Origin of the sequence: Magnetospirillum gryphiswaldense MSR-1 v2, from assembly GCF_000513295.1 — a bacterium.
GTDB lineage: Bacteria > Pseudomonadota > Alphaproteobacteria > Rhodospirillales > Magnetospirillaceae > Magnetospirillum > Magnetospirillum gryphiswaldense.
Genome location: NC_023065.1, coordinates 3,140,599 through 3,161,208, shown reverse-complemented (window position 1 = coordinate 3,161,208; position 20,610 = coordinate 3,140,599). Strand labels below are relative to the sequence as shown.

The 20,610-nt window shown below is 60.2% G+C and carries 27 protein-coding genes, 1 tRNA gene and 2 pseudogenes; 9 read left to right on the top strand and 21 right to left on the bottom strand.

What is annotated here, in order from left to right:
* Positions 1-62: 62 nt before the first annotated feature.
* The 5 genes and pseudogenes from MGMSRV2_RS15185 to MGMSRV2_RS15160 form a co-directional block, all read right to left on the bottom strand.
* Positions 63-308 (bottom strand): hypothetical protein, encoded by a 246-nt coding sequence (locus tag MGMSRV2_RS15185; RefSeq protein ID WP_024081234.1) that lies wholly within the window; start codon positions 306-308, stop codon positions 63-65.
* Positions 309-402: 94 nt separating this feature from the next.
* Positions 403-804 carry a hypothetical protein gene (locus tag MGMSRV2_RS15180; RefSeq protein WP_024081233.1) on the bottom strand — a complete coding sequence of 134 codons (402 nt, stop codon included), beginning with the start codon at positions 802-804 and terminating at the stop codon, positions 403-405.
* Positions 801-2,144, bottom strand: coding sequence for a recombinase family protein (locus MGMSRV2_RS15175; RefSeq protein WP_024081232.1), 1,344 nt, complete (start codon positions 2,142-2,144; stop codon positions 801-803). The genes MGMSRV2_RS15180 and MGMSRV2_RS15175 overlap by 4 nt, the downstream gene beginning before the upstream one ends.
* Positions 2,141-2,590 (bottom strand): DUF2924 domain-containing protein, encoded by a 450-nt coding sequence (locus MGMSRV2_RS15170; protein ID WP_024081231.1) that lies wholly within the window; start codon positions 2,588-2,590, stop codon positions 2,141-2,143. Before MGMSRV2_RS15170 ends, MGMSRV2_RS15175 begins: the two co-directional genes overlap by 4 nt.
* Positions 2,591-2,841: 251 nt before the next feature.
* Positions 2,842-3,402 (bottom strand): annotated as a pseudogene (locus MGMSRV2_RS15160) (IS630 family transposase); the annotation flags it as partial.
* On the opposite strand from MGMSRV2_RS15160, the gene MGMSRV2_RS22490 reads away from it, so the two are divergent.
* From MGMSRV2_RS22490 to MGMSRV2_RS15140, 4 genes are all read left to right on the top strand, one after another.
* The gene (locus MGMSRV2_RS22490) at positions 3,317-3,643 is read left to right on the top strand and encodes a DNA cytosine methyltransferase (RefSeq protein ID WP_084028297.1); all 327 of its coding nucleotides are present in this window, start codon (positions 3,317-3,319) and stop codon (positions 3,641-3,643) included. The pseudogene MGMSRV2_RS15160 and the gene MGMSRV2_RS22490 overlap by 86 nt on opposite strands.
* A gap of 2 nt (positions 3,644-3,645) precedes the next feature.
* Positions 3,646-5,028: a site-specific DNA-methyltransferase gene (locus MGMSRV2_RS15150; protein ID WP_041634608.1), complete on the top strand. Its 1,383-nt coding sequence runs from the start codon at positions 3,646-3,648 to the stop codon at positions 5,026-5,028.
* A complete protein-coding gene (locus MGMSRV2_RS15145; protein WP_041633668.1) occupies positions 5,018-6,268 on the top strand; it encodes a site-specific DNA-methyltransferase in 1,251 nt (416 codons plus the stop codon). The genes MGMSRV2_RS15150 and MGMSRV2_RS15145 overlap by 11 nt, the downstream gene beginning before the upstream one ends.
* 92 nt (positions 6,269-6,360) lie before the next feature.
* A complete protein-coding gene (locus tag MGMSRV2_RS15140; RefSeq protein ID WP_144084317.1) occupies positions 6,361-6,825 on the top strand; it encodes a group I intron-associated PD-(D/E)XK endonuclease in 465 nt (154 codons plus the stop codon).
* A 6-nt stretch (positions 6,826-6,831) separates the two neighbouring features.
* Here the strand turns inward: MGMSRV2_RS15140 and MGMSRV2_RS15135 are convergent, their stop codons facing one another.
* The 4 genes from MGMSRV2_RS15135 to MGMSRV2_RS15120 form a co-directional block, all read right to left on the bottom strand.
* On the bottom strand, positions 6,832-7,155 hold the full coding sequence (locus MGMSRV2_RS15135; protein WP_024081225.1) for a type II toxin-antitoxin system RelE/ParE family toxin: 324 nt from the start codon (positions 7,153-7,155) through the stop codon (positions 6,832-6,834).
* Between the two features lie 5 nt (positions 7,156-7,160).
* Positions 7,161-7,433, bottom strand: coding sequence for a type II toxin-antitoxin system Phd/YefM family antitoxin (locus MGMSRV2_RS15130; RefSeq protein ID WP_024081224.1), 273 nt, complete (start codon positions 7,431-7,433; stop codon positions 7,161-7,163).
* 91 nt (positions 7,434-7,524) lie between these two features.
* The gene (locus MGMSRV2_RS15125) at positions 7,525-7,746 is read right to left on the bottom strand and encodes a hypothetical protein (RefSeq protein WP_024081223.1); all 222 of its coding nucleotides are present in this window, start codon (positions 7,744-7,746) and stop codon (positions 7,525-7,527) included.
* Entirely contained in the window at positions 7,743-7,949 is a 207-nt protein-coding gene (locus MGMSRV2_RS15120) for a DUF6900 domain-containing protein (protein WP_024081222.1), read from the bottom strand. The genes MGMSRV2_RS15125 and MGMSRV2_RS15120 overlap by 4 nt, the downstream gene beginning before the upstream one ends.
* 92 nt (positions 7,950-8,041) lie before the next feature.
* Here MGMSRV2_RS15120 and MGMSRV2_RS15115 point away from each other — a divergent pair, with 92 nt between their 5' ends.
* A complete protein-coding gene (locus MGMSRV2_RS15115; RefSeq protein WP_024081221.1) occupies positions 8,042-8,251 on the top strand; it encodes a DUF7220 family protein in 210 nt (69 codons plus the stop codon).
* A 24-nt stretch (positions 8,252-8,275) separates the two neighbouring features.
* Positions 8,276-8,512: pseudogene (locus MGMSRV2_RS22035) on the top strand (HU family DNA-binding protein); the annotation flags it as partial.
* A 40-nt stretch (positions 8,513-8,552) separates the two neighbouring features.
* On the opposite strand, the gene MGMSRV2_RS22030 reads toward MGMSRV2_RS22035, so the two are convergent.
* Complete coding sequence (locus MGMSRV2_RS22030; protein ID WP_024081220.1) at positions 8,553-9,182, bottom strand: hypothetical protein; 630 nt, start codon at positions 9,180-9,182, stop codon at positions 8,553-8,555.
* A 170-nt stretch (positions 9,183-9,352) separates the two neighbouring features.
* Between MGMSRV2_RS22030 and MGMSRV2_RS15100 the strand changes: the two genes are divergently transcribed.
* A protein-coding gene (locus MGMSRV2_RS15100; RefSeq protein ID WP_144084247.1) for an IS630 family transposase occupies positions 9,353-10,314 on the top strand; the annotation gives its coding sequence in 2 pieces (ribosomal slippage) (positions 9,353-9,701 and positions 9,701-10,314; 963 coding nt in all).
* A 25-nt stretch (positions 10,315-10,339) separates the two neighbouring features.
* Here the strand turns inward: MGMSRV2_RS15100 and MGMSRV2_RS15095 are convergent.
* Positions 10,340-10,413 (bottom strand) — tRNA-Gly (locus MGMSRV2_RS15095).
* A gap of 300 nt (positions 10,414-10,713) precedes the next feature.
* Here MGMSRV2_RS15095 and MGMSRV2_RS15090 point away from each other — a divergent pair.
* Complete coding sequence (locus MGMSRV2_RS15090) at positions 10,714-10,986, top strand: hypothetical protein (RefSeq protein WP_024081219.1); 273 nt, start codon at positions 10,714-10,716, stop codon at positions 10,984-10,986.
* Positions 10,987-11,016: 30 nt separating this feature from the next.
* On the opposite strand, the gene MGMSRV2_RS15085 is transcribed toward MGMSRV2_RS15090, so the two are convergent.
* The 9 genes from MGMSRV2_RS15085 to MGMSRV2_RS15045 form a co-directional block, all read right to left on the bottom strand.
* Positions 11,017-11,490, bottom strand: a complete 474-nt coding sequence (locus tag MGMSRV2_RS15085) for a hypothetical protein (protein ID WP_024081218.1) — start codon at positions 11,488-11,490, stop codon at positions 11,017-11,019.
* Between the two features lie 10 nt (positions 11,491-11,500).
* Positions 11,501-11,827 (bottom strand): hypothetical protein, encoded by a 327-nt coding sequence (locus MGMSRV2_RS15080; RefSeq protein ID WP_024081217.1) that lies wholly within the window; start codon positions 11,825-11,827, stop codon positions 11,501-11,503.
* Positions 11,827-12,117, bottom strand: a complete 291-nt coding sequence (locus MGMSRV2_RS15075; protein WP_024081216.1) for a hypothetical protein — start codon at positions 12,115-12,117, stop codon at positions 11,827-11,829. The genes MGMSRV2_RS15080 and MGMSRV2_RS15075 overlap by 1 nt, the downstream gene beginning before the upstream one ends.
* 10 nt (positions 12,118-12,127) lie before the next feature.
* Complete coding sequence (locus MGMSRV2_RS15070; protein WP_024081215.1) at positions 12,128-12,574, bottom strand: hypothetical protein; 447 nt, start codon at positions 12,572-12,574, stop codon at positions 12,128-12,130.
* A 75-nt stretch (positions 12,575-12,649) separates the two neighbouring features.
* Positions 12,650-13,216, bottom strand: coding sequence for a hypothetical protein (locus MGMSRV2_RS15065; RefSeq protein WP_024081214.1), 567 nt, complete (start codon positions 13,214-13,216; stop codon positions 12,650-12,652).
* Positions 13,216-13,776: a hypothetical protein gene (locus tag MGMSRV2_RS15060; RefSeq protein WP_024081213.1), complete on the bottom strand. Its 561-nt coding sequence runs from the start codon at positions 13,774-13,776 to the stop codon at positions 13,216-13,218. The genes MGMSRV2_RS15065 and MGMSRV2_RS15060 overlap by 1 nt, the downstream gene beginning before the upstream one ends.
* On the bottom strand, positions 13,769-14,086 hold the full coding sequence (locus MGMSRV2_RS15055) for a DUF6626 family protein (RefSeq protein WP_024081212.1): 318 nt from the start codon (positions 14,084-14,086) through the stop codon (positions 13,769-13,771). Before MGMSRV2_RS15055 ends, MGMSRV2_RS15060 begins: the two co-directional genes overlap by 8 nt.
* Entirely contained in the window at positions 14,083-14,379 is a 297-nt protein-coding gene (locus tag MGMSRV2_RS15050; RefSeq protein ID WP_041633666.1) for a DUF6626 family protein, read from the bottom strand. The genes MGMSRV2_RS15055 and MGMSRV2_RS15050 overlap by 4 nt, the downstream gene beginning before the upstream one ends.
* A 55-nt stretch (positions 14,380-14,434) precedes the next feature.
* Complete coding sequence (locus MGMSRV2_RS15045) at positions 14,435-15,901, bottom strand: hypothetical protein (protein WP_024081211.1); 1,467 nt, start codon at positions 15,899-15,901, stop codon at positions 14,435-14,437.
* Between the two features lie 673 nt (positions 15,902-16,574).
* Here MGMSRV2_RS15045 and MGMSRV2_RS15040 point away from each other — a divergent pair.
* The gene (locus MGMSRV2_RS15040; RefSeq protein ID WP_024081209.1) at positions 16,575-17,417 is read left to right on the top strand and encodes a hypothetical protein; all 843 of its coding nucleotides are present in this window, start codon (positions 16,575-16,577) and stop codon (positions 17,415-17,417) included.
* Positions 17,418-17,434: 17 nt separating this feature from the next.
* Here the strand turns inward: MGMSRV2_RS15040 and MGMSRV2_RS15035 are convergent, their stop codons facing one another.
* On the bottom strand, positions 17,435-20,533 hold the full coding sequence (locus tag MGMSRV2_RS15035) for a type I restriction endonuclease subunit R (protein WP_024081208.1): 3,099 nt from the start codon (positions 20,531-20,533) through the stop codon (positions 17,435-17,437).
* Positions 20,534-20,610 lie beyond the last annotated feature (77 nt).

Below are 20,610 nucleotides of genomic sequence, written 5' to 3'. Positions count from 1 at the left end.
GTCCGTGAACAATTCCATACAACGACCACCCAGCCGACGAAGGCAGAATGGTCAATCACAATTCAGTTTTCGGCCTTCGGCACGGAACCCAGACGCTGCAGAAATTCAGGCTCGTCGTAATCGCCCATTTCAGGGTCGGCGGTTTGACGGACAACGTCCACGCCGGCAACACTGCCGCCCTCCATCATGCGGCTGGCGCGTTGCAATGCCTGTGGCTCGGTCTTGTAGGAAATGGGGGGCTGAGGCTTCAGCCCGCCCCTTTTGCCAAGGATGTACGGCTGGCAGATGAACCGGGTTTCCAGGGCCATGGCGGTATTCCTGCGGCAATGGTGACCGCTGCACAATGTTTTTATTTCGTTCTTTTGTCAATATGCATGGTCCCTTCGGGATTCGTGCGCCCGGTCACCGGGGCGCCATCCCGTACCTTTCCCGCTGGCGGTGCCACTCCACCGGTATGTCCTCCATCATGTCGGCCAGTTGCAGGGTGCGCGGCTGCCGCCCATCGAGAATGGCCTCGACGATGTCCGGGGCCAGCAGGGTCAGGCGATAGATACGGGTCAGGTAGGACGGATTGATCTTCTCGGCCTCGGCCAGTTCGTTGAGCGACCGCACCTGCCCGGACTCCAGCATGCGCCCCCAGCGGTGGGCGCGGGCCAGAGCCTTCAGCATGGTGTCGTCGGGAGTGGCGCGGGGGCGCTCCGGGATTCCCTCGCCCTCGGGCACGATCACCAGCTTGCGCCCTCCGTGGCGGCGCAGAGCCAGCGGTACACGGATGGTGAAGGTGTCGATGCGGACGTCGGTCATGCCGCGCTCCTGTCGCCGGCCTGGGCGGTGATGTCGGCGATGACGCTGGCCAGCCCCTCGGCCCGCAGGCGGATTTCCGCTCCGTCGGGGGCGATGGCCACCTTTTCCACCAGAAGCTGGAAAATGCGGGCTTGCTCGGCGGGGAACAGTTCGTCCCACACCGCTTCGAAGCGGTCGAGCGCCGCGTGCAGGTCGGCCGGCGGAATGGTCGGCGCCATCCGCTCCGCCCGCGCCCGGATCTCGGGGGCGCGCAGCAGGGCGCGGACCTGCCCGATGACGGCGGCCTCGATCTCACCGGCGGCGATGCTGCGTACCGGGCAGGACTCATGGCCGGAATGGATCGCCTTCATGCAGGTATAGTAGCGGTACAGGCGGCCCTTCTTGCGGGTCGAACTCGGCGTCATGGCCCGACCGCAATGGGCGCAGTGGATCAGCCCCTTCAGCGGTGCCGGGGTCGAGGACCGCACCGCATTGGCTCGCTTCCGGGGCGCGTTGTCGGTCTTGACCGCCTCCACCTTGTCCCAGGTGGCGCGGTCGATGATGGCGGGATGCTCCCCGGCATGGGCTTCGCCCTTGTGGACGGCCTCGCCGAGATAGACCCGGTTCTCCAGCAGCTTGTAGACGAAGTTCTTGGTGAAGGGTGCGCCCTCGCGGAACTGCCCGCCCTGGGTGGTCCAGGACTTGGTGCGGTGACCGGCTGCGTTCAGTTCCTTGACCAGCAAGGTGGCGGAGCCGATCTTGAGGAAACGGTCGAAGATGTGGCGCACCAGATCGGCCTCGGGCTGGTTGACCACCAGCTTGCGGGCGACCACGTCGTAGCCGAGCGGCGGGACGCCGCCCATCCACATGCCCTTGCGGCGCGAGGCGGCGAATTTATCGCGAATGCGCTCGCCGATCACTTCCCGCTCGAACTGGGCGAAGGACAGCAGGATGTTGAGCGTGAGGCGCCCCATGGACGTGGTGGTGTTGAACGACTGCGTCACCGAGACGAAGGTGACGGCGTTGCGGTCGAACACCTCGACCAGCTTGGAGAAATCCATCAGCGAGCGCGACAGGCGGTCAATCTTGTAGACCACCACCACGTCGATCAGGCCGGACTCGATGTCGGCCAGAAGGCGCTTCAGGGCCGGACGGTCGAGATTGCCGCCGGAGAAACCGCCGTCATCGTAATGGTCGGGCACCGGCACCCAGCCCTCGGCCTTCTGGCTGGCGATGTAGGCGGCGCAGGATTCCCGCTGGGCGTCGAGACTGTTGAATTCCATCTCCAGCCCCTCTTCCGAGGATTTGCGGGTATAGATGGCGCAGCGGACTTTGCGCAGGGGCTTGGCGGCGGCGCTCATCGGCCACCACCCAAGGCGCCGTGCTTGCGCAGGCCGAAAAACAGGGGGCCATTCCACCGGGTGCCGGTGATGGCGCGGGCGACCGCCGACAGGCTCTGGTAGCGGCGCCCCTGCCACTCGAAGCCATCAGCCAGCGCAGTCACCTCGTGCAGCACCCCCTGCCATTCCCGGATCAACTTGGTGCCGACGACGGGGGCTGTCATATCCTTGGGCTTCGGCTTCTTCTTGCCGTCCAATTCCTCGACCAGATCGTCGAGGCGGCGCTCGGCTTTGACCGACAGGCCGCCGAAGGCCAATTCCTGGATGCGATAGGCCAGGCGCTTGACCAGGAAGGTGCGGTTGTAGGGCGGCGGCTCGGTGCCGGTCAGCTCGCGCCACATCGCCTTCAGCCTGGGCGTCGCCAGGGTGGGCAACGCGGCCACCTGGGTGAGGATTGCAGTGCTCATGGGCGGGTTCCCCTCCGTTTGTTCTCCCCGCCATACACGCTCCGGGTGGCGGTGAAGTCGACGGAACTGTCTCCGCGCTCAGCAGATAAACGAGTGGACTTCCGCGCCACGAGACGCTGAACGCCTGCGGCCAGAATCTCGGCGACCTCGTCGAGACGCTCGGCGGCGGTCATGTGGTCTGGGTGAAGAGCAATGGACATGGGCGACCTGATCGCCCGGACCAAGGCGATGGATGAGGAATTAGAGCATTTTCACATCGAGCGTCCATATCCGTCGTGGGCGAAGAAATTGGCGCATTCCTCGGGCGGAAACAGGTCGATGAGTTTTCCGATCACGTCCCATAAGGTGTTGATGGTGCGGGCTTGCGCCTTTCGCAGCAGGCTCTTGAGCTTGGCGAAGGCGAGCTCGATGGGATTGAGGTCTGGGGAGTAGGGCGGCAGATACCGCAGGGTGGCCCCTCGGGCTTCGATGAGTTGCTTGACCCCTGCCACCTTGTGGGCGGGCAGATTGTCCATTACGACGATGTCGCCGGGCCGCAAGGTCGGAGCCAGGACCTGCTCGACATAGGCCAGGAAGATCGCGCCATTCATCGCCTTGTCGATGACGAAGGGGGCGGAGATTCCGTCATGCCGGAGCGCCCCGACGAAGGTGGTCATTTTCCAATGACCGTGCGGCACCGCAGCCAGCAGCCGCTGACCGCGCGGCGCCCGTCCGTAGCGCCGGGTCATGTTGGTCGATGCCCCGGTTTCATCAAGGAAGACCAAGCGGGTTGCCGCCGGAGCCATCGCGCCGACCTTGCGGGCGATGAACGCAATCGGCCGCGACAATGCCGGTGGCCAGTTGGCCGTCCACCACCATCTCGGCGTCCGCCGCCTGACGCCGCGCGAATGCGAGCGGCTCCAGGGGTTCCCGGACCACTACACCCGTATTCCCTGGCGGCGGAAGGCCGCCGAGGATTGTCCCGACGGCCCGCGCTATCGGGCGCTGGGCAATTCCATGGCCGTGCCGGTGATGGCCTGGATCGGCAGCCGTATCCAGGCGACAGGAAGATGATCATGCCCCATCCGCTTCCCGACACGGTCGAGCATTGGCCGCTCGACCGGCTGCGCCCCTATGACCGCAATGCGCGGACCCATTCGGACGGCCAGGTCGCCCAGATCGCCGCCAGCATCGTCGAGTTCGGCTTCACCAATCCCATCCTCGCCGACGGCCAGGGCAACGTCATCGCCGGCCACGGACGGCTGGCGGCGGCGAAGCAGCTTGGCCTCGACACTGTGCCGGTGCTGGTGCTCGACCACCTGACCGAGGCCCAACGCCGCGCCTATGTGCTGGCCGACAACAAGCTGGCCCTCAATGCCGGCTGGGACGAGGAACTGCTGGCGGCGGAACTGCATGCGCTCAACGGCGACGGCTTCGACCTTGGGCTGACCGGCTTCTCCGACGAGGAACTGGCCGACCTGATGGCCCCGCTCGACGACGATCCGGACGAGGATGCGGCCGGCGGCGGGGATGACGATGATGCCACCCCCGAGCCGCCCCGCGATCCGGTGTCGCGGCCCAGAGACCTCTGGCATTTCGGCAATCACCGCCTGCTGTGCGGCGATTCCACCGACGCGGCGGCTGTCGCCATGCTGATGGTGGGCGAGAATGCGGCGCTGGTGTTCACCTCGCCGCCCTACGGCCAGCAGCGGGATTACGCCTCGGGCGGCATTGGCGATTGGGACCGGCTGATGGCGGGCGTGTTCGCCGCCCTGCCGGTAAAGCCCGACGCCCAGGTGCTGGTCAATCTCGGCCTGATCCACCGCGAGGGGGAATGGGTGCCGTACTGGCGCGGCTGGCTCGACGCGATGCGCGAGTCCGGCTGGCGGCGGTTCGGCCTGTATGTCTGGGACCAGGGGCCGGGGCTGCCGGGCGACTGGGGCGGACGACTCGCCCCCGCCTTCGAACTGGTCTTCCACTTCAACAAGGTCTCGCGCAAGCCCAACAAGATCGTTCCCTGCGCCCATGCCGGCGAGACGCTGGGCGGCGGTGGCCTGCGGGCCGCCGACGGCACGGTGTCGAGGAAGACCGGCCACGGCAATGCTATCCAAGACCACCGCATTCCCGACAGCGTGCTGCGGGTGACCCGCCACAAGGGCGCCATCGAGGGGGACGGCAGCCACCCCGCGGTGTTCCCGGTGGCGCTGCCGGAATTCGTCATCAACACCTACACCGATGCCGGGGAAATCCTGTTCGAGCCGTTCTCCGGGTCGGGCAGCACCATCATTGCCGGCCAGCGCACCGGTCGGTTGGTCCGCGCCATGGAACTGGCCCCGGCCTATGTCGACGTGGCGATCCTGCGCTGGCAGGCGCTGTTTCCCGAAATCCCGGTGACGCTTGCCGATGGCCGCCCGTTCGCGGCGGTCATGGCCGAGCGCGGAGTTGACCATGCTGGTTGAAGCGATCGAGAAATGGCCGCTCGACCGGCTGCTGCCCTATGCCGCCAATGCCCGGACCCATTCAGAATCCCAGGTGGCGCAGCTGGCCGGCAGCATCGTCGAATTCGGCTTCAACGTACCGGTTCTGGTCGACGAGCGCGGCGTGCTGATCGCCGGCCATGGCCGGCTGCTGGCCGCCCGTCATCTCGGGCTGACCGAGGTGCCGGTGATCCGGCTCGGTCACCTGACCGATGCCCAGGCCCGCGCCTACCGCCTCGCCGACAACCAACTGGCGCTGAACGCCGGCTGGGACGACGAACTTCTCGCCGCCGAACTGTCCCGCCTCCAGGAGGAAGGCTTCAGCCTCGACCTGATCGGCTTTTCGGATGAAGACCTGGACCGGCTGATGGCCGACGCGGAAGCCGAGGGCGACGGTGCCGGCGAGACCGACGAAGACGACATTCCCGAACCGCCCGCCGATCCGGTGACGCGGCCGGGCGATCTGTGGATCCTGGGCAGGCACCGCCTGCTGTGCGGCGACAGCACCGTCCTGGCCGATGTGGAGAAGGTGCTGGGCGGCACCGCCGCCGACATGTGCTTCACCGACAGCCCGTACAACGTCGACTATGGCGCACCGGGCAAGGGAGGCAAAGGCCGTCGCATCCTCAACGATGCCCTGGGCGGTGGATTCAGGCAGTTCCTCTATGACGTCTGCGTCAACATCCTGAGCGTGACCAAGGGCGCGGTCTACATGTGCATGTCGTCGTCGGAGCTGCACACCCTACAGAGCGCGTTCCTGGAGGCCGGCGGGCACTGGTCGACGTTCATCATCTGGGCCAAGAACACCTTCACCCTGGGCCGCTCCGACTACCAACGTCAGTACGAGCCGATCCTGTACGGCTGGAAGGAAGGCGGCGGCCATTACTGGTGCGAGGCCCGCGACCAAGGGGATGTCTGGTCGATCAACAAGCCGGCCCGGAACGACCTCCATCCGACCATGAAGCCGGTGGAACTGGTGGAACGGGCCGTCGCCAATTCATCGCGGGAGGGCGAAATTGTCCTCGACCCGTTCGGCGGCTCCGGCACCACCCTGATCGCCTGCGAGCGCACTGGGCGGCAGGCGCGGCTGCTGGAACTCGATCCCAAATACGTCGATGTCATCGTCCTGCGCTGGCAGGAGGAGACGGGCAAGGCTGCCGTTCTGGATGGCGACGGGAGGCCATTTTCCGAATTGGCCAGCGAACGCACAGCGGTAACGTGACGATGGAGGACGCTTCTCTCTTCGATGCGGCGGGAATCCAACTGCCGCGTCGCGCCACTGGGCATTCCGATGGCCACAGGCCCAGGCTGAACGTGAGCCGCGAACTGGAGCTCGGCAAGGCGGCGGAACACCTCGCTTGCGCCGATCTTCTGCTGGGCGGTTGGACGGCGTATACGACGGATCAGGGACTGCCCTATGACGTGGTCGTCGATGTTGGCAATCAACTGGTGCGCGTCCAGGTAAAATCGACGTTTTGCCCCAAGAATCCACAGCCAAGCAACAGAAGCACGCCTGCCTATTTCTTCAATATCCGCCGAGCAGGAAAGGGCGGAAAGCGCACCTACGGGGAAAGCGAATTCGATGTATACGCACTTGTCGCCCTGGATCGTCGTGCCGTGGCGTATTTCGCCGTGATCGACCTTCCGACCAGTTGCGTGGTCCTGCGCATCCCCGGCGCCCATTATGGGTTCAGCACCAAACAGTTCCGGACGTTCGAGGGTGCCACGTTCGAGCATGCGTTGGACCGCCTCCAACCGGCGTCCACGGCAACCGGTTAAATCCGCTCAGCGGAGGAGACGGCGTTGCAAGAAGCTCTGCATGTCCCGGCGCCCATCGACGACGCAGTAGACCACCACCTGCTGCCCGCTGATCCGATAGATCACCCGGTACGGCTTGTAATGGGCTTCGCGGAACTCGGACATGCCGAGGGAGCGGAGTTCCTTCGGCACATTGCCGCGCTCGGGCATGGTCCCCAGGCCCGAGCAGATACTCTCCAGCGCCACCAGGACACGGTCGGCGTTCTCGACGGCATCGTATTCGGCGATATAGCGATAGATGTCCTCAATGTCGCGCACGGCGTCCTCGGACAGCAACACCTCGAACGTCATCGCTGTCAGCTTTTCAGGCGGGCACGGATACGGGTGAAGGCGTCGGCCGCCGGCTCGATCTTGCCCTCGGCGACGGACTTGCCGGTCAGTGCCAGGACCTTGAGAAGAGCCAGGGTCTCCTGCGTCTCCTCGAAACTGGCTATATCCTGCAGGACAGCCTTCGCCTCACCGTGCAGGGTGATGACCATCGGCCGCTGGTGCTCGGCGAGATCGCGAATCACCTCGGGCGCGTGCGCCTTGAGATAGCTGATGGGCTTGACCTGCTCGGTGAGCTTCATGGCGGACTCCTGGGGTGTTCCGACCACAATATAGTCCGAATTTAGTCCGACCCCAAGAGGCCGTTGGGGACAGGGGCCGCCGGGAAGGCGATCAGCGCCGGGTGATCCGGCGCAGGGAGTGCTGGTACTTGGCGTCGGTGGGCTTCCAGTGCAGCGGCTGGCAGCCGAGGCGCAGGTCGCGTTCCCAGAATTCGAGAATCTGTTGGTTGGAATAGCCCTTGCCCCGGAAGTATTCGAAGTCGGTCTGTGACCAGAGCGGATGGGCTTTCAGGGCGGCGGTGGGACGAACGGTCAGGCGGGGCGGCATGGTCATTTCGCCTCCCGCCCGGCGGCTTCGCCGCCATTGGTCAATTGGGCGCCTGCGCGCCCAGCGGCGTAGGCGGCTTCCAGGGCGGCCTTGATGCCCCAGACCGAAAGCTCGTGGAAGTCGAGGCGGTCGCTGTTCCGGGTCTCCAAGGTTTCCAGGTCCAGGATGGTGGCAGCGATGTTCGCCAGGGCTTCGTCGCGGGTTTTCATCGAGGTGTTCCTCCGTTTTGGTGGACCCAGTAACGCTCCATGCCACGGCCTTATCAAGTCGATTAATCAATCATTTTCAATGGATTGGACTGATGCGCCAAAGCCGCCGCATGTCGTTGACCGAGGCCATCGCCAACGTGGTCATCGGCTACATTCTGGCGGTGGCGACGCAGGTGGCGGTGTTCCCGCTGTTCGGCATCCGCATCGCCATCTCGGACGATTTGGCCATCGGCGGGATTTTCGCCCTGGTGTCCCTGCTGCGCGGCTTCGTCTTGCGGCGGGTCTTCGAGCGGTTGCGGTGAGGGCTTGGATTCGGGCGCGCCCGAATCTACTGTTCGAAATCGCGTCCAAGAAAGGTTTCGTTAACCATTTCCAAGTCCGTCCTGTCAAAGTCCGTCCGTGAGGCCACCGGCTGCACCGTCGCCCAGGCCGATGCCGCCGTCGAGGCCATGCTGTCCACCATCATCGACGGTGTGAAGACCGACGGCAGCTTCCGCCTGATCGGCTTCGGCACCTTCGCCAAGGCCGAGCGCCCGGCGCGTCAGGGTCGCAATCCGAAGACCGGTGAGGCCATCGACATTGCCGCCTCCACGAGCATCAAGTTCAGCACGGCAAACCATCTTGAGATGCCTTCGTGGCGCAAATCGTGCCAGTGCGGGCTCCATCCGTCGGCGTCGGTAAGTCAGCCTCGGGGATCTGTTGCTCGGAGCGCCAGGCTTCGTATAACCACGAGACTGCGTTTATGCGGTGGATTTGGGTTTGCACGCCGCCATCACCCGCAGCCAGGGCAGCCTTGGTCTGGGCTTCCAGCATGAACTTGTTGATGGTCGACAAGGCCACGTTCGTGACGGCCTTGCGTTCGACGCCTGCATCCTCGTCCACCCACAGCCACCAGCGGAGTTTGCTGCGAAGGTTCTTGTCGTTGGAAGTGTGGCCGTCGACGCTGCGGCCAGCAAGCTTGCTAGCGTCCATGCGGGCCGTAAGCTTATCAATTCCCCAGCGGAGGGCCGCGCCGAAGGAGCCCTTGGGAGCCTTGGAGGGGCGCTTGCCTGCTTCAACGAGGCCCCTGATTTCGCCCGTGCGCTTCTTCTTCCAGCGGACAGCGTCGTCATAGTCGTCGAAATGCTTGGATTCGAAGATGTCTTTTGAGCCATCCCCCGGCCGGACACGCACCTGGGCGACGAAAACCTCACGGCCGCCAGCACGCCTACGCCTCGTCACGCCATCAGACATCCACGCCTCCTTCGGGGGAGGCATCGTGACTATTCGTGACTAATCTTGCAATTGGGTTTTGGGTTGCACTGCTAGAGCGGTTTCACGCCGAGCGGAATCGGTAGAGGATTCCCCCTGAGGTCATTTTGTGATTCAACATCTTCGGTAACAACGCTCCCGAGGATGATGCGATGACGTGGCGCTCAGGGCAGTCCTATTCTCAGGACTTGCGCGATAGAGTTTTGGCGGCTGTGGACAGCGGCATGAGCGCCTACGAGGTGGCGCCGCTGTTCCGGGTGAGCGTTTCGTACATCTACAAGGCCCAAGGCCGCCGCCGGGCCACCGGCGAGACGACGGTGAAGCCACGGCCTGGGCGGCCAGGACAGAAGCTGGCGGCTCACCTTGAGGCGTTGCAGGCGCAGATCAAGGTCGAGCCCGATGCCACGCTGGCTGAGTTGCGCGCCTGGGTTCTGGCCGAATTGGGCGTGTCGATCAGCGTCGGCGGCCTGTGGAACACGCTTGAGCGGCTCGACCTCAGTCTGAAAAAAAGAGTGCGCATGCTGCCGAGCAGGAACGTCCCGACGTAGCCGAAGGACGCATCGCCTGGCGAGCCGAGCAGCCGGCGCTGGACCCAACCCGCTTGGTCTTCCTTGATGAAACCGGGGCATCGACCAACATGACCCGGCGCTACGGACGGGCGCCGCGCGGTCAGCGGCTGCTGGCTGCGGTGCCGCACGGTCATTGGAAAATGACCACCTTCGTCGGGGCGCTCCGGCATGACGGAATCTCCGCCCCCTTCGTCATCGACAAGGCGATGAATGGCGCGATCTTCCTGGCCTATGTCGAGCAGGTCCTGGCTCCGACCTTGCGGCCCGGCGACATCGTCGTAATGGACAATCTGCCCGCCCACAAGGTGGCAGGGGTCAAGCAACTCATCGAAGCCCGAGGGGCCACCCTGCGGTATCTGCCGCCCTACTCCCCAGACCTCAATCCCATCGAGCTCGCCTTCGCCAAGCTCAAGAGCCTGCTGCGAAAGGCGCAAGCCCGCACCATCAACACCTTATGGGACGTGATCGGAAAACTCATCGACCTGTTTCCGCCCGAGGAATGCGCCAATTTCTTCGCCCACGACGGATATGGACGCTCGATGTGAAAATGCTCTAAGTGCTTGAAAATATTGGAGCGGGTGAAGGGAATCGAACCCTCGTCGTAAGCTTGGGAAGCTTCTGCTCTACCATTGAGCTACACCCGCCCTGGGCATAAAATGGCGGAAAACCGCCGTTCCTGCATGGGGACCGGCATTATGCCAGAACCCCATTTTTAGGCAAGATTATCGTTCGGAGTGGCAGAAGAGTGGCGGCTTTTTTAAGCTTCCGCCGAGGGTTAGATTCCCTTCCCCCGCCCCAATCGTGGCAAGGACACGGTTTCGGTCACGCTGGGCATAACCGACCGGGCAACTGTGCCTTCAATTTTCCGGGAAGGTGTGCCAATCATGCTTGACCGAACGGAACACATGGTGAACATTAGCCGCATTCAGCGATGAGGTGTGCCGATGTTCAGGGGCGTGTTGTTCGCGGTTGATTATGAGCAGAAGCCATTCTGCATTGTGCGGGCGATGGATTTCCGCAAGGCCATCAGCATCACAGCCGGTTTTCTGGCGATGCCGGTGGATGGGCAGGACGAATGGCGTTCGCCATCACCCGATGAAATTGCCAAATTGCGGGCACGACGGCCCACCGACCGGGAACGCTATGCCTTCGCGATGGAGAACGCCAAATTCGGGTCCGGCAGCGAAGTGGAATTGGCGGCGGTGCCGTTGGCCTAACGGGTCAGTCCGTTGCGTCCATCACCCGTGTTATCGGCCATGATAATAGTCGTCGGCGGTCAGGTGGTAGGTGTCGTATAGCTTGCCCAGGCACCCCGTCGTGGGGCGGCGAACGGATACATCGGCCACCACGTTGTCGTGCAGGTCATCCACGCAGCGGGAATAATAATTTATGACCGCGTTGCAGCGGGCGACGGTGGCACCACCGCCTTGGCTGACCGCGTTAAAATCCACCGAGAAATGGTGCATCAGCATCCGAATGTCGCGGTCCCATACGCGGGTGGATTGGTATGTGATGGTGCCCGTCTTCGGGTGGTATTCCGTTGATTGCCGCTGGATGGCTTCGCCAATCCGGTGAACCGAATTCGTGAAGCGGTATTGGTTGGCCGAGCACGTCTCAAGGATTGGCGAGACTTCATCGGCACGGATGGTATCGGCGGCGGCAGGAGCACCGAAACCGCAAAGGGCGGCAAATGCCAATGCCGTGAGCCAACGGGAAGCCATGGCCCATCCCCTATGCCGAGGATGGTGTGGTGGGTTCGTCGGTGAATTCATCCAGGTCGGCAGCGGTGACCACAACCCACCCTTCAACACCGGGATTGATGGCGAATTCGCTGGGGTGATAGCCGGGTGCCACAACCAGGAAATCACCCAAGGGCTGGGTGGGCGAACCATAAACAGTCCATCCCTTTTCCCACATGATTTCGGCTACGACGTAAGCGGACCCCGAATAGGCGACGTCGACCGCCTTGTCGTTGCAGAAGGTGGCGGTGCCATCGGCGGCAATATGGGCAGGTTGGATCTTCATGGATTTCGGCCATTGGATGATGTTGGCGGTCATTACGGGTGCCTTGGAACCACCGGCCCCACTTTCCGCCAACCGTATTGGCCCGCATCAATCGGTAGGGCTTCGGGCTGGATGCCGGGACGCAGGGCGAGGAGCCATCCTTCGCCGTCACCGCCCCGATAGGCGTTCAAGCCCCACACGCGGGCAGAAACGAAGATGGCGGGGGAATGCCCCAGAACGCCGATGAACCGGCCTTGCGGGTTCCGTAGAACCACGCCGCCGTTATCCATGGGCTGGGCGACCAGCGTCGGGATACTACGGGGCGGGATTCCACGGAATCGCATGGCGGACAATTTAGGCGGCCTTCTTCTTGGTCGGCTTCCGCTTGGCCTTGGCATCGGCCAGGGCCTTGTCCAGTTCGCCGTTCGCCACGGCTTCGGCCAGGGTGTTGAGCACGGTATCCACGCCATCCAGGGTCACGGCCTCGATGGCCGACTTGCCGTTGGCGATGATAACCGGCTGGTTGGCGAACAGCATCTCGACCACGAACTGGCCCTGCGGGTTCTTCCAGAACCACTTGCGGGGCTTGCGACTGACCGTGGTGGTAATGGTGCTGCCGTCTTCCGCCTGCTTCTTAACGGTCTTGGTCAAGGCCACGGCTTCACCACGTTCGGCCATCACCAGGGCACGCTGTACCTCGATATTGGCCAGAACGGCGGCACGGGCCTTGTCGGTGGGATTGGCACGGAAGGCCGGAACAGGCCGATGGGCGGTGACCAGCTTAAGATTCGAGAGGGACATTGATTGCTCTCCAAAGTTGCGTTAGCCCCAATCAGAACTCTGGATCGCAAATCAGTCAAACAATAATATAGGGCTTTAATTCATGTGGCCGTTTTCGTCCTGCTTGATCTGTTCCCATGCCTTTCGGATCAATTCTGTGGGGACACGATGATAAAACTTGGCAACCTCTTCCTCAAAGTTCAGGGAAATATCAAATAGTTTGGAATCCACCGCCGCCCATTCCTCTACGCCAAACCCGCGTTTCAATTGACCTATTGCGAAGGTTAATTGCCGTTTGGCCTTCTGGGCTTCGGTGAGAAGGAAGACCTCCGTCATCCATTCACGGAGTTGAAGCGGGCTGATTTCGTAATCACTGACAAACGAAAATTGTTCCCTGGCCAGCAGGATAAGGTGGGTCAGATCCTTGTGGTCGCACAGGATGAATTGGACACCATCGCTTTCGTCAAAGAACAGCCATTCAGCGAAGCGTCGGACGATGAAATTATGTGGGTCATATGAATAATTTCCCCGGATGTAATCGCGGGTTCCCTTTGGCAGAAGCCAACCGGCCTTCAAGTCCTTGTCGGTGCGGTTGGCGAAATCCTGCAAAACTTCCCTGGAAGCTTCGTCGGCCAGGGGCGAATACCACAGCAAGAGATACATCAGGCCACCGCCTTTCCGGGGGCTTCCGGCGAAGCGGCTTCGGTGAAATGTTGCCCCCAACGGAAGCGTGTGCGGTCAAAGAAATCCGCCGTCGCTTGGCGAAGGTCGTTGATACCGGGCACGGATTTCACGCCATCGCATTTGTGCAGAATGGCGAGGCAATCCTCCATTTCCTTGGTCAGGCGGTCGTGCGTCTGAAGGTGGGCACCCCGGATCAGCAGGCTTTCAATGTGTTCAATTGCCATCGGGTGGAAGGGGAAAAAAGTAATTGGTTCCTTGGTGTCCATGGCAAGGACCAGCCCATCCGCTGGGGAGCAGACGATGACCTGAACGTCGGCGGGGGCCATGGTGGCTTTGAGGAATTCCGTGAAGTCATCCAGCATTCGGGCCATATGAGCGGCAGCCCCGTTTGGGTGCAGCCATCCGCCTGTGATGCTTGGATCGCCGCAATGTTCCATGAGGTAGGGGATCGTTGCCCGCGTCAGGTCTTCGTAAAGATCCGGCCCGTTGGGGAATTCGGAATTGGCATCCCACAGGATGAGGAGGTGCTGGTTAGACATGGCGACCTCCCCGGCACTTGGCCTTCAATCGGGCGAAGATTTCGTTCTTCACCTCGTAGATGATGGATGCCGCCACCAAACGGTCGGCGGTGAGATCAGTGCCATGACGGATGGTATCCTCAAGTTCTTGAAGCTCCGCATCCAGGTTGAACGCGAGCGTCGCCATAGCTTCCACGGAAGGTTCATTCCCTTTGGCCTTTTGGCAGGAGACGTAGGACGGCCCCATCCCCATCAACCGGCCCAAATCGGCTTCGGATTGAACCAGACCGGCATCCTTCAGCTTGTCGCAATATTGGTCAGTTCGGCTCATTGGGCACCTCCTTGGCGTTCAAGGATGTCTGCCTCAACCTGCCATATCATGGTGGCAAGGGCTTCCCTGGTGGCATCGCCAAGGCCAGGGCCGTCTTTACGGTTGGAAAGGGCAAGGATTAGGGTTTGGCCCGCATCCGGGGAAGGGAGCAGGCCAACACGACATATGGCATTCCAATAGGTGCGGCTCCTTCCGAGGAAGCAGCGGCTGAATTCCGCCTTGCTGCGGCATAGGCCATTGGCTCTGACAAATTGAAATATCTGATCGTATAAATTCTTGGTTTCGTAAATCATAAATCACCTCCGTTATAGAGGTATTTATCATTGAAGAAACGGCGTGATCCGAAGATCACGCTGCCTTTTGCTGTTGTTGATTTATGCGTTGTTGAGCACGCGTGCGTTGGGCTGATTCACGCTTTGATTTGCGTTGAGCCTCCAGACGTTCCTCGGCAGTTTGATGCTTCGGTGGTCTGCCAATTGGTGCCGCATCGGTTGCGGGCTTTTCCGATTGTGGAAGATTCACGCCGACCTGCTCAAAACCGGCCACGCCAAGAACATCGCATAGGTATTTGGCTTGGCGGTCGCTGACAACATAGAGGTCAACCGGCGTGGCCGAATTGAAATCACGCAGATTGCTGCGAAGGGCGAATTGGTAAAGGGCTTCGTGTTCACGGGCACGGTCGAACTGGTCACGAGTAATGCCGAACACAGAACGGATGGTGGCGTACTCCAGCGGCTTGGCCTTCAGCGACACCAACCACGCGGCGGCGGTGATATCGGTGAGGCGATTTGACCCGATGGCGATAGGGGCCACCTTTTCCCAATGGCGGGATCGGATTGGATCAACAATTTCCTTATGCCCGTTCAACGTATAATAGGCAGGGCGATTGATGTGGGTGGCAAGCCATTCCCCTGCCGCCTTCAACGGCTGGCACTGCTCCTTAAACCAGTTGATGCTGGCATCCTTCGGGCCAAAGCTAAAAATACGGGTGCGGGCCGAAAGGGGCACTGCACGCCGTCTATTGGCCTGCAACACTGGATGAGGCGAAAATGTGACCGCATCGCTGTTCCATAGCAGGTAGGCGAAGGTATGACGGAAATTGGCGGAAAGGATCGTCACGGAGCTGAAAACCGCGAAGCGGTGCGGGTCGGTCACGGAAAATACCGACAATGTGGACGAATTCTTTTTACCCGTTGGCTCAAAGAAGGACCTATTCCCAACAGCAGTTTTCCCATGTCGGATCGTGTTGAGAAGCGAAGCATAGGCAGGAGCCAAATCATCAATTCCGCTGGTTGCGAGGGCCTCGCCCTTTGCGGAAAGTGAGACCTGGACGTATTTTTTCAGGCTTTCATCTTCCTCCTTATCGCCGCTTATCGGCAACTCACTCCAGGCCAACATTTCCTGCACATGAGTATTGGTGATCGGGTGCCTTCGGTTGTAATAGGACCACGGGCACGGCGATTCATCGATAAACAGCACCCATCGGTTGGCCTGAAGAGATGGAAGGCTCCAGTCGACAAGATTTAGAGCTTCATGACTGATGAAGATGCCCCCGTGGCTAATTCCCAACTCAAGCCAACTCTGCATGGTTCTTTTGATTTCGCAGGGGACCGAAAACGTTCCGGATTTGCTGCAGATGGATTTCACAACCATCGCCCCATTACCCGGCATAGCCCTAAAGGCCAATTCGTGTTCCATGATTAAATCAACCCTTGGAACCGCTATTAAATATATGCCTGGGCTGTCAATCAAATAGCGGAACATGGAAAATGTCTTGCCGGCACCGCTTTCTCTGTCGTCATATAAAAAATGCATGATTAATTTCCTTATATAATTGTCTTGTATGTTTATTTATCATTGTTGAATATCAATTCAGTAGTTTGGCGGCCTTGTGTAGATAAAAATTCCTTAAAGAGATATATAAGGACTTATGTTCTACATCTGGATCTGCAGGGTATTGCTGTCGGGCAAAAGCCCGAAGCCGCCATGCGGGTGAAGGGCGAGCCCGAACAGCAACTGACCGGGAACGGCGTGTTCCGGCTTCCCTGGAAGCCGAAGCCGGTCCTGGTCGAGTTGGGTATGGATGGATGTGTGGAATGACGATGCCCGTTGATTCGGGATGTGCCCACCGGCCCACCCGAACCAACAATTAGCGGCCTGGGACTTCCCCACGGGGCTTACGGCTTGCCCGTTGGGCTACGCCGACACCCCTATGAAGTCCCGACCGCCGGATCGGGGGACAACCAGCTTATTGAGAAGGAATCGGTGGGCGGGCCAATTGGTATGAACTCAATTTGGTTGTGGGGCGGTGATCAGCGGCGAAGCCGCTTGAAGGGACGAGGTCGCAAGCACCGATGCCGCCCATGAACCATGGATGTTGCTCATCTCCAGATTGACACTGGAATTGAAGTGCCTCATCAAATGGTTGTTGGCGTAGAGGCCAATGGACAAGGTGAATTGAAGTTTTTGCCTGCTGGAGGTTGGACCAATGCCAGAGAATGCCGACAACCAACCCGTGGCTGATGGAACCGCATATCTGAACCTACGGCTGTGCTATTCCCGCCCGATTGAAGTTGGCGATTTTGTTTCAACATTCACGTCTTTACGAAATCAATTCGAGCGATTCATACGGGATAATTTCCCGGATCTAAAAGACGACACAGAGATTTGTGTAAAAGAGGTCCGGAAGGGATCGGCGGATATTGATTTCGTTGCCTTCTTGGGTGGGCTGTATTTTGCAATGGAACACTCCCTTGTCATCGAGCAGTTTGTTAAACTATACGGCGGACGATTGGTAAATTACTTCAATCCAAACGGAAAAGACGAGTCTGCCTCACGGTCCGATCTGAAAGACTTTATGGATGCGGTGACAGCCATCGCCAGAGACCCTAATGCCTCCAGCACGCTTTCAGCCGTAAGTTATGAAGATGGAAAAAAGAAGGTCTTGGCACATGTGGAATTTAGCACGCCACAGGCACGAACAGCTGTAGAGCAGATTGGGGTCCACCAGAAACTTCTAGCTCGCAATGAAAGATCAGACAGCCATCGAGTGCTGATGGTCTTTAGTCAATCAAATGTCAAAAATATGATGATTGGGAAACGCACGGGCGAAAAGGTTGTTATTGAGAGTATTTCCGATAGAGATTTGCCCCTCGTTTACGCATCTGATTTGGCGGAACAGCAAATCAAGCATGAAATCAGAGAAGCAGACGATAATGTTTATAAGAAGGGCTTCGTGGTTGACGTAAATACCGAAATGAGGGGCGACCGCCCCGCCGCCTATTTCGTTACCAATCTGCATCAGGTTATTGATCTTCCTGATGATCAATAACGCTGCTCATAGCGGTATCACGCCATCCAGGTTTCCGAAATGGCTTCGGCCTGCTTCAGCACCAGTTCAATGGCACGGGCCTCAAGGTCAGGCGGGTATTTGTATCGCCGTAGAATAATTTTGATCCGGCCACGCATTTTGGCCCGCACGGTTTCACGCACCGACCAGTCCACGGATAGGTTGGCCCGCAGGAAATCCGTCAATTGGCGGGCAATTTCCTTCAAGATGTCGTCGCCCAGTTCCCGCACCGACGCCTCGTTGGTTTCCAAGGCGTCGTAGAAGGCCAGTTCCTCCATGCTTAACCCAAGGCTTTCACCCTTACGGGCGGCCTCGTTGAACTCCTTCGCCATCTGGATCAATTCCTCGATGACCTGGGCGGTCTCAATGGCCCGGTTGCGGTAGCGGGTCAATGATGCCTGCAGAAGTTCGGAAAACTTTTGGTTCTGCACCACGTTGGTGGCGAAGCGGCTTTTGATGTCGTCCTTGAGCAGCCTTTCCAGCAATTCCACCGCCAGATTGCGGTGTTCCATGTGACGGACATCATCCAGGAATTCTTCGGTCAGAATGCCGATGTTGGGCTTGTTCAGACCGGCGGCGGCGAAGATGTCGATCACATCATCGGAGATCAAGGCACCGGAAATGATCTGCCGTAAGGCGTGTTCCTTCGCCTCATCAGAAAGCTTCTTGTCCTGGCTGCTGTGCTTGGTCAGGGCCGTTTTGATGGCCTGGAAAAATGCCAGTTCGTCGCGGTATTCCAGGGCATCATCCAGGGTGCAGCATAGGGCGAATGCCTTGCTGGCCGACAACACCAGATCGGCAAAACGTTTTTTACCGTCGTCCTGGCCGAGGACGTGATTGATGGCACCGGCTAACAGGTGAAGGGCTTTGCTGCGGAAGGCAGAATAATCAAAACCGTGCATCATGGCCTGCAGGGTCGCCATCTTCTCCTGCAGGATCTCCAACGCCTCTTCCGCCCGGATGGTGGGGCGGCCCTTGCCCTTGGAATTGGTGTATTCCACCAGGGCTTGCTTCAGTTCGCTGGCGATACCGATGTAATCGACCACCAAACCGCCGTTCTTGTCCCGAAACACGCGGTTGACCCGTGCGATGGCCTGCATGAGGTTGTGGCCCCGCATGGGCTTGTCCACATACATGGTGTGGACGCACGGGGCGTCGAAGCCGGTCAGCCACATGTCCCGAACAATGACCAGCTTCAGCGGGTCAGCGGGGTCTTTGAATCGCTTTTCCAGGCGTTTCTTGACCTCCTTCGGGTAGATGTGCGGCTTCAGCAATGACTTATCCGCAGCAGAACCGGTCATCACCACCTTGACCGCCCCCTTCTCGGGGTCTTCGTCATGCCATTCGGGCCGCAAGGCGATAATGGCGTTATAAAGGTGGACGCAAATTTCACGACTCATGGCGACCACCATGGCCTTGCCGTCCATCACCGCCTGCCGCTTCTCGAAATGGGCGATAAGGTCTTCCGCCACCTTCTGCACACGGGGCGGGGCACCGACGATTTTTTCCAGGGCGGCCCAACGGCGAAGGAATTTGGCCTTGGTGTCGTCCTCGTCATCCTCCGTAAGCTCGTCCACCTCATCATCAATGGTGGGCGTTTCTTCCGGCTTCAGATCCAGCTTGGCGAGGCGGCTTTCGTAATAGATGGGCACCGTGGCCCCATCCTTGACCGCCTGCTCGATGTCGTAGACGTGGACGTAATCACCGAAAACCGCCCGCGTGTCCTTGTCTTCCGAAGAGATCGGCGTGCCAGTGAAGGCCACGAAGGTGGCGTTGGGCAAAGCTTCCCGCAGGTAATGGGCATAGCCATACCGAACCGCCGTGTTGTCCCCGTCCGTCACCGCCAAACGGGCATTGAAGCCATATTGGGACCGGTGGGCTTCATCACAGATGACGATGATGTTGTCGCGGTCGGACAACACCGGGAAGGTGTCCTCATCCTCGAAGGGCGAAAATTTCTGGATGGTGGTGAAGATGATTCCGCCGGAAGGACGGTTGCCCAGCTTGGCCCGCAAATCCGGGCGAGTTTGGGCCTGTGCGGGCGTTTCACGCAACAGGGCCGCCGCCCCGGCGAAGGTTTCATACAATTGCCCATCCAGGTCGTTGCGGTCGGTGACGACGACGATGGTCGGGTTTTTCATCTCGGGGGCTGTCATCAAGCGGCCCGCCAAGCAGGTCATCTCGATGCTCTTGCCCGACCCTTGGGTATGCCAAACCACGCCGCCACGGCGGGAGCCACCGGGGCCGCTGGCCAGAATCACGCTGTCCACCACCGCCCGCACGGCATGGAATTGGTGATAACCGGCAATCTTCTTGGTGGCCCCATCATCCTCGAACAGCACGAAATGCCGCAGGTATTCCAGGAAGAAGTCCCGGCGGAACAGCCCCCGGATCATGGTTTCCAGTTGCTGGAATTCACCCAGCGGGTCGAGCTTCACACCATCGATTGTTCGCCACGCGGTGAAGCGTTCCTCATTGGCCGACAATGACCCGGCACGGGCCAGGGTGTAATCGGAGATCGCCAACACTTCGTTGAACACGAACAGGTCGGGGATGTCTTCCTTGTATGCTTGCAACTGGTTGAAGGCAGCCCAGATGTCGGCGTTTTCATCGGCGGGGTTCTTCAACTCGATCACGGCCAAGGGCAAGCCGTTGATGAAGACCACGATATCGGGGCGTCGGGTGTGCTTGGCCCCTTCCACCGAAAATTGGTTGATGGCAGCCCATTCGTTGTTCTCGGCATTGGCGAAGTCAATCAGCTTCACCCGGTCGCCCAAGGTTTCGCCATCGCGGTTGACCTCGACCGGCACGCCATCGGTCAGCCATGTATGCAATTGGCGATTGGCCTGCATCAGCCCGGCGACGTTGCCATAGATGACTTGGCGAGCGGCATCTTCCAGCACCGGAGCGGGAAGGTGCGGATTGATACGAGCCATCGCCGTCATTAGGCGGTCGGTCAGCACCACCTGCTTATAATTATCGCGTTCCTGCTGGGGGCCTTGGGGGGCGATATCGGGGCCGAATACCCGCTGGTAGCCAAGCTCCTCGAAACAATCCAGGGCGGCTTGTTCGGCCATGTTCTCATCAATCAGGCTCACCAGCTTCCCCCATCAGCCGATTCGCCGGAAGCCGATGCCTCCGGCTTGCCCCTGGTCGCAGCCGGAAGCACAACCTC

Bases quoted from the DNA above. Each gene is read 5' to 3' on its own strand.
- MGMSRV2_RS15185 (WP_024081234.1), bottom strand. From the start codon at position 308: ATGGCCCTGGAAACCCGGTTCATCTGCCAGCCGTACATCCTTGGCAAA.
- MGMSRV2_RS15180 (WP_024081233.1), bottom strand. From the start codon at position 804: ATGACCGACGTCCGCATCGACACCTTCACCATCCGTGTACCGCTGGCT.
- MGMSRV2_RS15175 (WP_024081232.1), bottom strand. From the start codon at position 2,144: ATGAGCGCCGCCGCCAAGCCCCTGCGCAAAGTCCGCTGCGCCATCTAT.
- MGMSRV2_RS15170 (WP_024081231.1), bottom strand. From the start codon at position 2,590: ATGAGCACTGCAATCCTCACCCAGGTGGCCGCGTTGCCCACCCTGGCG.
- MGMSRV2_RS22490 (WP_084028297.1), top strand. From the start codon at position 3,317: ATGTTGGTCGATGCCCCGGTTTCATCAAGGAAGACCAAGCGGGTTGCC.
- MGMSRV2_RS15150 (WP_041634608.1), top strand. From the start codon at position 3,646: ATGCCCCATCCGCTTCCCGACACGGTCGAGCATTGGCCGCTCGACCGG.
- MGMSRV2_RS15145 (WP_041633668.1), top strand. From the start codon at position 5,018: ATGCTGGTTGAAGCGATCGAGAAATGGCCGCTCGACCGGCTGCTGCCC.
- MGMSRV2_RS15135 (WP_024081225.1), bottom strand. From the start codon at position 7,155: ATGACGTTCGAGGTGTTGCTGTCCGAGGACGCCGTGCGCGACATTGAG.
- MGMSRV2_RS15130 (WP_024081224.1), bottom strand. From the start codon at position 7,433: ATGAAGCTCACCGAGCAGGTCAAGCCCATCAGCTATCTCAAGGCGCAC.
- MGMSRV2_RS15125 (WP_024081223.1), bottom strand. From the start codon at position 7,746: ATGACCATGCCGCCCCGCCTGACCGTTCGTCCCACCGCCGCCCTGAAA.
- MGMSRV2_RS15120 (WP_024081222.1), bottom strand. From the start codon at position 7,949: ATGAAAACCCGCGACGAAGCCCTGGCGAACATCGCTGCCACCATCCTG.
- MGMSRV2_RS15115 (WP_024081221.1), top strand. From the start codon at position 8,042: ATGCGCCAAAGCCGCCGCATGTCGTTGACCGAGGCCATCGCCAACGTG.
- MGMSRV2_RS22030 (WP_024081220.1), bottom strand. From the start codon at position 9,182: ATGTCTGATGGCGTGACGAGGCGTAGGCGTGCTGGCGGCCGTGAGGTT.
- MGMSRV2_RS15090 (WP_024081219.1), top strand. From the start codon at position 10,714: ATGTTCAGGGGCGTGTTGTTCGCGGTTGATTATGAGCAGAAGCCATTC.
- MGMSRV2_RS15085 (WP_024081218.1), bottom strand. From the start codon at position 11,490: ATGGCTTCCCGTTGGCTCACGGCATTGGCATTTGCCGCCCTTTGCGGT.
- MGMSRV2_RS15080 (WP_024081217.1), bottom strand. From the start codon at position 11,827: ATGACCGCCAACATCATCCAATGGCCGAAATCCATGAAGATCCAACCT.
- MGMSRV2_RS15075 (WP_024081216.1), bottom strand. From the start codon at position 12,117: ATGCGATTCCGTGGAATCCCGCCCCGTAGTATCCCGACGCTGGTCGCC.
- MGMSRV2_RS15070 (WP_024081215.1), bottom strand. From the start codon at position 12,574: ATGTCCCTCTCGAATCTTAAGCTGGTCACCGCCCATCGGCCTGTTCCG.
- MGMSRV2_RS15065 (WP_024081214.1), bottom strand. From the start codon at position 13,216: ATGTATCTCTTGCTGTGGTATTCGCCCCTGGCCGACGAAGCTTCCAGG.
- MGMSRV2_RS15060 (WP_024081213.1), bottom strand. From the start codon at position 13,776: ATGTCTAACCAGCACCTCCTCATCCTGTGGGATGCCAATTCCGAATTC.
- MGMSRV2_RS15055 (WP_024081212.1), bottom strand. From the start codon at position 14,086: ATGAGCCGAACTGACCAATATTGCGACAAGCTGAAGGATGCCGGTCTG.
- MGMSRV2_RS15050 (WP_041633666.1), bottom strand. From the start codon at position 14,379: ATGATTTACGAAACCAAGAATTTATACGATCAGATATTTCAATTTGTC.
- MGMSRV2_RS15045 (WP_024081211.1), bottom strand. From the start codon at position 15,901: ATGCATTTTTTATATGACGACAGAGAAAGCGGTGCCGGCAAGACATTT.
- MGMSRV2_RS15040 (WP_024081209.1), top strand. From the start codon at position 16,575: ATGCCAGAGAATGCCGACAACCAACCCGTGGCTGATGGAACCGCATAT.